The sequence below is a fragment of the Clostridium tarantellae genome, from assembly GCF_009295725.1.
Lineage (GTDB): Bacteria > Bacillota > Clostridia > Clostridiales > Clostridiaceae > Sarcina > Sarcina tarantellae.
This window is the reverse complement of the sequence record NZ_WHJC01000158.1, coordinates 1-7,789: the sequence shown is the minus strand read 5'-3', so window position 1 is coordinate 7,789 and position 7,789 is coordinate 1. Positions and strand designations below refer to the sequence as shown.

Genomic DNA, 7,789 nt, shown 5'->3' with positions numbered 1-7,789 from the left:
TTCTTATGTAAGTTAATATATCATTTTGAAATATTCTAGAAAAAAACAAAATCTGCTTCGCAGACAACCTTCAGCACTTTAATTAAAGTTATCCACAGATTCTCAAAATTATAATTTCCTAAAGAATAAAATAAGGAATAATAAGTATCGCTAAAGGATATTTAAATTATTGCTTTTACCCCTAATATCACAGAGCAATAATTAAAGTTACTTTAAATAACACTTATCATTCCTAATTTTTATTAATATACTTTAATTAATCAATATCAAACATAATCACCATTTTATTGGTGTTATCTATTACTAGTTCTATATCTTCATCATCATTATTTACTATATATTTAAATTCTAAAAATGTATATCCATTTAATACAACAAATTTATCCACTGTAAGATTAACACCTTCTGGTACTAACTGTTTATCTTTAATAAATTTTTCTCCTATACGTATGGCTTCATCCTTTGAAAGATTAGCATTTTTATCATATGGTTTATTTAATGATATTTTCATCTCTTCTACTTTTTTCTTTAATATATCATATTCCATACTTATATCAACAACCTGCGATTTACTAGGCTGTCCTTTAGCATGACCTACAATATAAATATCCTCTAAATCATCAATTTTAGGTATAACTTCAAAACTATTAAATCCTACTTTTTTTCCTATAGAATAAGACATGTTACTCTCATCAATGTCTACACCAAAATATTTTTTTGCATTTTCTGTTAATAATTTTATTAATTTTTGTTCTATAGCTTTATCAAAATTTTCATTAGTATTACATTTTATATCTAACATTTCATTTTCTGAAAAATCTAAAGTATTATTAGCATCTTTTTTTACAGGCATACATGATAGCAAATTACAACTTAATCCTAAAACTAAAATACTCGCCAATATTTTTCTTTTCATTTCCTTATCATCCTTTCAAAATAATTATTTAAAGATAAAAATTAAATTTTAATATTAATATTCCCTATTTATTAATTAAGATACTTAGTTTCTTTTAACTACAATAATAATAATTTTAATTTAATTAACTTTTTCTCACATTAATTAACAATCATTTACTCGACATTTTTTTCCAAAAGTTTTATAATATTACCTATGAATCAAAAAATTACATATTTTTTTGATTATTAACATAATTTAAAGGAGTTGATATTTTGATAGAATTTAAAAATGTAAGCAAAAAAATAGGTTCAAAAGTTATTCTTCATAATTTGAACTTTTCTATTGAAGAAGGAAAATTTATAGTACTAATAGGCTCTAGCGGTTGTGGTAAAACTACTACTTTAAAAATGATAAATAAACTTATAAAGCCAACCTCTGGCGAAATATTTATTAATGGAAATCCTATTTCTCAAGAAAACACTATAAATCTTAGAAGGCATATAGGATATGTTATTCAAAGTACAGGATTATTTCCACACCTAACAATAAAGGAAAATATCGAATTAATTCCCAAGCTAAAAAAAGAATCTGTTAATGAAATACATAAACGTACTATATATTTATTAAATTTAGTAGATTTAACTCCAGAAATTTATTTAAATAAATATCCAAGTGAACTAAGTGGAGGTCAACAACAGCGGGTTGGTGTTGCTCGTGCTTTTGCTACTAATTCAGAAATTATATTAATGGATGAACCCTTTAGCGCTTTAGATCCAATAACAAGAAGTTCTTTACAAGAGGAACTATTTCATTTACAAAAACAATTAAATAAAACTATTATTTTTGTTACTCATGATATGGATGAAGCACTAAAGCTAGCAGATAAAATTTGCATAATGGAAAATGGATCTATATCCCAATATGATACTCCTGAAAATATTTTAAGACATCCTAAAAATGAATTTATTAAAAATTTTATAGGGAAAAATAGAGTTTGGGAAAATCCAGAATTTATACATGCTAATGATATTATGATAAAAAATCCAATTGCTGTTAAAGCTACTAGAAATGTTCTTCAAGGAATTGAAATAATGAAAAGTAACAAAGTAGATAGCTTATTAATTATAGATAATGAAAAAAAACTAATAGGTTTAGTGACTTTGAAAATTTTAAAGAAAAATAATCCCCAAAGAACTAGTTTATTGGGAGAAATAATGGCTAAAGATATCATACTAGCTTATGAAGATGATAATTTAATAAAAATTTTAGAACTTATAAATAAACATTCTATAGGATATGTTCCTGTTATCAATAAAAATAAAAAATTAGTGGGTTTAATTACCAGAAGTAGTTTATTATCTGTACTTAGTGAGCAGTTTTTAGATATGGAGGTGAATATTCTTGGCTAATTTTATACAATTTATCATTTCTAAACACAAAGAAATTCTCCATTTACTTTTACAGCATATAACATTAACTTCTTTTTCAATTTTTTTATCAATTTTAATTGGAGTTCCTTTAGGAATATTAATAGGTAAAATAAAACCTCTTAGAAAACCTATATTAGCCTTTATTAATTTAATTCAAGCCATTCCGTCTATGGCACTATTAGGACTTTTAATTCCTTTTATAGGTATTGGAAGTATTCCTGCTATAATGATGGTTGTAATTTATTCATTACTACCTATAGTAAAAAATACTTATACTGGATTAAATAATATAGATGCTAATATTTTAGAAGCTGCTGAAGCTATGGGATTAACTCCTCTCCAAACTTTAAAAATAATCCAAATGCCTCTTGCTTTACCTATGATTATGGCTGGAATAAGAATATCTGCTGTTACCTCTGTTGGACTAATGACTTTAGCAGCATTTATTGGTGCTGGTGGACTTGGATATTTAATATTTTCTGGTATACAAACAGTTAATAATAATATGATTCTTGCTGGTGCTATACCAGCAGCTATTTTAGCTCTTATAGTAGATTATATTTTTGGCAAAATAGAAGTTTTTGTTTCACCCAAAGGATGTAGTTCTATCCCTAACAAAAAAAAATCTATTGTTTTTAACATTTTATTATTAGTACTTGCAGGTATAATAATTTTTTCTGTTGCAAATAATTTTTCAAAAGGTCACAAAAAAAACATTGTTGTAGGTTCATTAAATTTTTCTGAACAGCTTATTCTAGGAAATATGATTTCTGATTTAATTGAAGATCACACTGATTTAAATGTAGATAGAAAATTAAATCTTAGTGGTAGTTCAATAGCATTTTCAGCAATAAACACTGGAGAAATAGATATGTATGTAGAATATACTGGTGATTTACTCATTAATGTTTTAAAGGATCCTATTATTCATGATCCTAAAAAAGCTTATGAACATATCAAACCTGAAATGGAAAATAAATATAATTTAACTTTATTAGAACCTTTAGGTTTTAATAATACCTATACCATAGCTACAAGAAAAGATATTGCTGAAAAATATAATTTAAATACAATATCAGACTTAGCTAAAATTAGCAATAAACTTGTTTTTTCACCTACTATGATATTTGTAAATAGGCCTGATGGACTAGTTGGATTAAGTAAGGTTTATAATCTAAAATTTCAAGATGTTAAACCAATGGATGGCTCTTTAAGATATTCTGCTTTAAATAATGATAACAGTCAAGCTATTGATGCCTTTTCTACGGAAGGCCTATTAAAAGCTTTTAACCTTAAAGTATTAAAGGATGACAAGCAATTTTTCCCACCATATAACGCTTTTCCTTTAATAAGAAAAGAAACTTTAGAAAAATACCCCGAACTAAAAGATACTTTAAATTTATTAACTAATAAATTAAATAATGAAACTATGATTGAACTTAACTATAAAGTAGATCAACTTGGTGAATCTCCTGAAAAAGTTGCTAAAGATTATCTTATGTCTCAAAAATTAATTTCATCTAATTAATTTTTAACATAGAAGATAAAATAATATGTTAATTATAACTTAAACTTAATATATTAAATTTATTAAAAACATACTATTAATTTAAAACAAAGCCTTAGGAACTTATAGTAAATAAGTACCTAAGGTCTTGTTATATTTAATTTAAAATATGTTTTAAACAATTATTTTATTCAAACTCTAAAACAAGTGAATATTTACCTTTAGTACTTTCTCCAGTAAAGTATTCACCATGCTTTGCTACAAAAGAAAATTCACCTATGGAAATTTCTTCTTGTCCTATTTCTCCTAAATATGTTTTATTGTTCATATTATTATTTAACCATATTGGATTACTAATATAATGAACTCCATTTTTAAAGCCATCTTTAATATATAAACCTAAAGCTAATTTACTCATAGAATCTGTTTCTGATATATTTGTCCAATTAGAGAACTTATTTGGATTTACTATATCTATTTTTCCTTCTTCTTTAATAAAACTTTTCAAGTAAACTTTAACTTTGCTTTTTTTATTATTTGTAATTTTATAATTTGCAGTAATAAACTTTTTATCTAATGCATTTGTTACTACTTGAAAATTTATTTTTATAGGAATTGACATACTTATGCTTCTTACAACTGTTACTTCCTTATTTAAATAAGATATATTACCATCATTATCTTGTACTGAATATTTAACTTCATAAATTCCTGGTTTTTCACTATTAATATTAGAGTTAATAATTACTTTATCTATTAAATTTCCATCCTCTTCATCTGTAACATTTATTAAATTTAATAAATATTTATCATCAACTTTATAGTCTTGCTCAATAATTATATCATTATTTTTTAACATTATAGTTGGTTTATTATTACTTCTAACAGTAACTACTCTTTTAGCTATAATTTCTTTTCCCCAATTATCTTTAACAAAATACTTTAATTCATAATTACCTAATTTATTTACATCCACACTTCCCTCTACTTTTGGTATTAAATTAATATCATGATCATCTTTTACATTTACACCTTTTAAAGGATCAAAATCTTCTCCTATTTTAATTTTAATATCTTCTATACCATTTATTACAGGTGCTTCATTATAAATAGCCTTTAATCCATTTGGAGTTATTTCAAACTGAACAGCTTCTATGTCTTCTTGCATTCCATTAATATAATCTTCTTTAGCGTTAATTACATCTCCTAATATTTCTAAAATATTAGGGTTTCCATGCCAAAGCTTTATAATATCACCATACTCATAAGTAAAATATTTTAATGGGTCAAGTTTATAAGAAGTAGCATAATCCTCTCCATTTAATTCTATAAATAGTTTTCTAATTTTTCTTTTATTAAAAATTTCAATGGAAAAATATTTTTTATCTTTAAAATTTTTATTAAGCTTTGAACCAAACTTCCATGTAGAATTAGTTGAACTTATACCTATAATTTCAGCATCACATTTTTTTACTTTAACAGTTTTTTTTAAATCATCAAATTCAATATTAAATCTTTCTTCTCCAAATGGTGAAAATTCACCATTAACTTTTATAATATTTTCATTTAATTTAGGATTTTCAATTACAGTAATTTTCCTAGTAACTTCTAATTTTTTATTCCAGCTATCTTTAACTTTATATTTTATAAAATATTCACCTAAATTAGCTATATCAACATTTCCTTCTATAATTAAATCCTTAGTTATATTTCCATCTAAATCATCTGTTACAACAACTCCCTCTAAAGGATTAAATTTGCTATTTTTAATAATTGTTAAATCATCAATATTTTTTATAATAGGTGCCTTATTTCTTATTTCCTTTAATCCATTTTCAGTTATTTCAAAACCTAAATTTTCTATATCTTCAACATCCTTTAGACCTTTTGAATAATCTTTAGTAGCTCCTATAATCTTTCCTAAAATGCTTTGTCTCTCTAATACATTTCCAGAAATCTTTATAATATCACCATACTCATATTTAAAATTATTTAATTTTGAAACCTTTCCTGAAGTAAAATAATCCCAACCTAATAATTCTAAATGTACTTTTTCCTTTAAATGTTTATCTAATATTTTTATATCTAAATATTTGTCATATCCTATATAATTACTAAAATATTCATTAGTAAGTTTATCTAATTTTATTTTTCTATTAACTGTATCAAACTTTATTTTAAAACAAGGTTTAATTAATTTATAATATCCAGCCGTTTTAGAAAAATTAAAAGGTATATGAAAAAGTGATGAACTATCCTCTGAATAACTCTGTAAATCTTCACCATCAACCTGTATAAAATTTTTATCTAATCCATTAATTAAATTATTGCTTTTTAAATCTTTTGCTAAAGATTTTATATTGCTGCTTATACTAATAAAAATAATACTTAAAAATACTGCCATTACACGGTTCACTTCTTTTTCCTCCTTCCATTAAATATAAAAAACACCTATTTTAAATTTAAATAGGTGCTTAATTTATTTAAAATTTTATTAATTATTTACTTAATTCAAAACCTAAAGTTAAATTATACTTTGATTCAACCTTTTCTGTTCCATTTCTTAATTCTGATGTTGGTAATTCCCATTTAGCACCTAATAACTTTAATGTTTTACTTTCACCTTTAACTATAGTGCCTAATTCTTTTACAGTATCTCCTTTATTTTTCTTTCTTACATCAACTGCTGTAGAATCTGCTAATTGTAATTTTAAATCTATTTCAACCTTTCCATTATTCTTAGTACTTTCATTTACATCATTTAATTCTAAAATTCCATTATCATTTTTTTCAACACTTTCTAATGTAACTTTAACATTATCAGCACTATTTCCATTATTAGTTATCTTATACTCTGGTGATATAAATTTTCCTTGTCCATCTTCTGTTTTTACATTAGTCGCTACTGTAAATACCATTTTTGTTGGTACAGTTACAGATAATTGTGCCACTTGTGGTGCATCTTTAACATCAACTTCATTAGCAACATTATTATTCCATGCTTCTATTGAACCTTGTACTGGTATTTGTATTTTTTCTTTTTGAGTTCCATCTGAATTTATTATTCTAGAAGGTGTTTTTGTTGGTGCAGCCAAAACATTAATTCCATTTATTAATGCTGTGCTAGTTATTGCTGTTCCTAATATTAAACTTAAAATTTTTTTATTCATTTTTACTCCTCCAATATAAAGGTTTTTAATTATATATCTATTTATTTTTATAAAAACCTCCTTAATAAAATTTATATAAATAATTAATTTCTAATTATTATTTTTAACTTTACCACTGTTTTTCCCAAGTATTCTCCTGTGTGTGGATCATAAGCTTCTATTTGTGCAGTAGCTGGATATTGTCCTTTTTTTAATACTTTATTTAATTTACATTTTTCAATATATTGATTAGGCTTTATTTTTCCAGACTGAAAAATCACTTTTTTATCTGAATTTAATTGTATTTTAACCCCTATTGGATATATATTGTATGGTGGATTTGCTATTCTTACATTTCCCTCTAACTTTCCATTTTCAAAAGTTGGAGTTGTATTTATATCAAAAGAAAACATTGAAGAATCTGCTTCTTTTTGTAAAGATTTTTCTATTTCTTCTGCTGTCAATCCTGGCAATAATCCATCTCCTATAATTCCTTTTAATTGTCCATCTTTTATCTCTACTTTTGATTTACATCCTTTTGTAAATAAAATTAATATACTTATTATTATTAAAAGAAAAATAATTAAAATATTTTTTTTCTTTTTATCTTTTAAGTTTATATATTTTTTAAAACTCATAATTTGCTTCCAATATCTCCTTTGTTTTTCGACATTTTTTTCTATTTTTTAATTATATATTAACTATATTAATTTTAATCGTCAATAATCATTTTATTTTTAATATTAATAAATAAAAATAAAATATTTTTTACATTTTATTTCTTATATGTTTATATATATATAAT

The 7,789-nt window shown here is 23.9% G+C and carries 6 protein-coding genes; 2 read left to right on the top strand and 4 right to left on the bottom strand.

Features of this window, described 5'->3' with window-relative positions:
• Positions 1 to 256 precede the first annotated feature (256 nt).
• Positions 257 to 916: a hypothetical protein gene (locus GBZ86_RS10225; RefSeq protein ID WP_152890348.1), complete on the bottom strand. Its 660-nt coding sequence runs from the start codon at positions 914 to 916 to the stop codon at positions 257 to 259.
• Between the two features lie 254 nt (positions 917 to 1,170).
• Here GBZ86_RS10225 and GBZ86_RS10220 point away from each other — a divergent pair, with 254 nt between their 5' ends.
• Both GBZ86_RS10220 and GBZ86_RS10215 read left to right on the top strand, forming a co-directional pair.
• The gene (locus GBZ86_RS10220; protein WP_152890346.1) at positions 1,171 to 2,307 is read left to right on the top strand and encodes an ABC transporter ATP-binding protein; all 1,137 of its coding nucleotides are present in this window, start codon (positions 1,171 to 1,173) and stop codon (positions 2,305 to 2,307) included.
• Positions 2,300 to 3,856, top strand: coding sequence for an ABC transporter permease/substrate-binding protein (locus GBZ86_RS10215; protein WP_152890344.1), 1,557 nt, complete (start codon positions 2,300 to 2,302; stop codon positions 3,854 to 3,856). The genes GBZ86_RS10220 and GBZ86_RS10215 overlap by 8 nt, the downstream gene beginning before the upstream one ends.
• A gap of 166 nt (positions 3,857 to 4,022) precedes the next feature.
• Here GBZ86_RS10215 and GBZ86_RS10210 read toward each other — a convergent pair whose 3' ends face one another.
• From GBZ86_RS10210 to GBZ86_RS10200, 3 genes are all read right to left on the bottom strand, one after another.
• Complete coding sequence (locus GBZ86_RS10210) at positions 4,023 to 6,251, bottom strand: immunoglobulin-like domain-containing protein (protein WP_152890342.1); 2,229 nt, start codon at positions 6,249 to 6,251, stop codon at positions 4,023 to 4,025.
• Positions 6,252 to 6,333: 82 nt separating this feature from the next.
• Positions 6,334 to 7,005 carry a hypothetical protein gene (locus GBZ86_RS10205; RefSeq protein ID WP_152890340.1) on the bottom strand — a complete coding sequence of 224 codons (672 nt, stop codon included), beginning with the start codon at positions 7,003 to 7,005 and terminating at the stop codon, positions 6,334 to 6,336.
• Between the two features lie 83 nt (positions 7,006 to 7,088).
• Positions 7,089 to 7,622, bottom strand: a complete 534-nt coding sequence (locus GBZ86_RS10200; protein ID WP_152890338.1) for a hypothetical protein — start codon at positions 7,620 to 7,622, stop codon at positions 7,089 to 7,091.
• Positions 7,623 to 7,789: the final 167 nt, after the last annotated feature.

Excerpts from the sequence above, each read along its gene's own strand:
- GBZ86_RS10205 (WP_152890340.1), bottom strand. The coding sequence starts at position 7,005 with ATGAATAAAAAAATTTTAAGTTTAATATTAGGAACAGCAATAACTAGC.
- GBZ86_RS10225 (WP_152890348.1), bottom strand. The coding sequence starts at position 916 with ATGAAAAGAAAAATATTGGCGAGTATTTTAGTTTTAGGATTAAGTTGT.
- GBZ86_RS10200 (WP_152890338.1), bottom strand. The coding sequence starts at position 7,622 with ATGAGTTTTAAAAAATATATAAACTTAAAAGATAAAAAGAAAAAAAAT.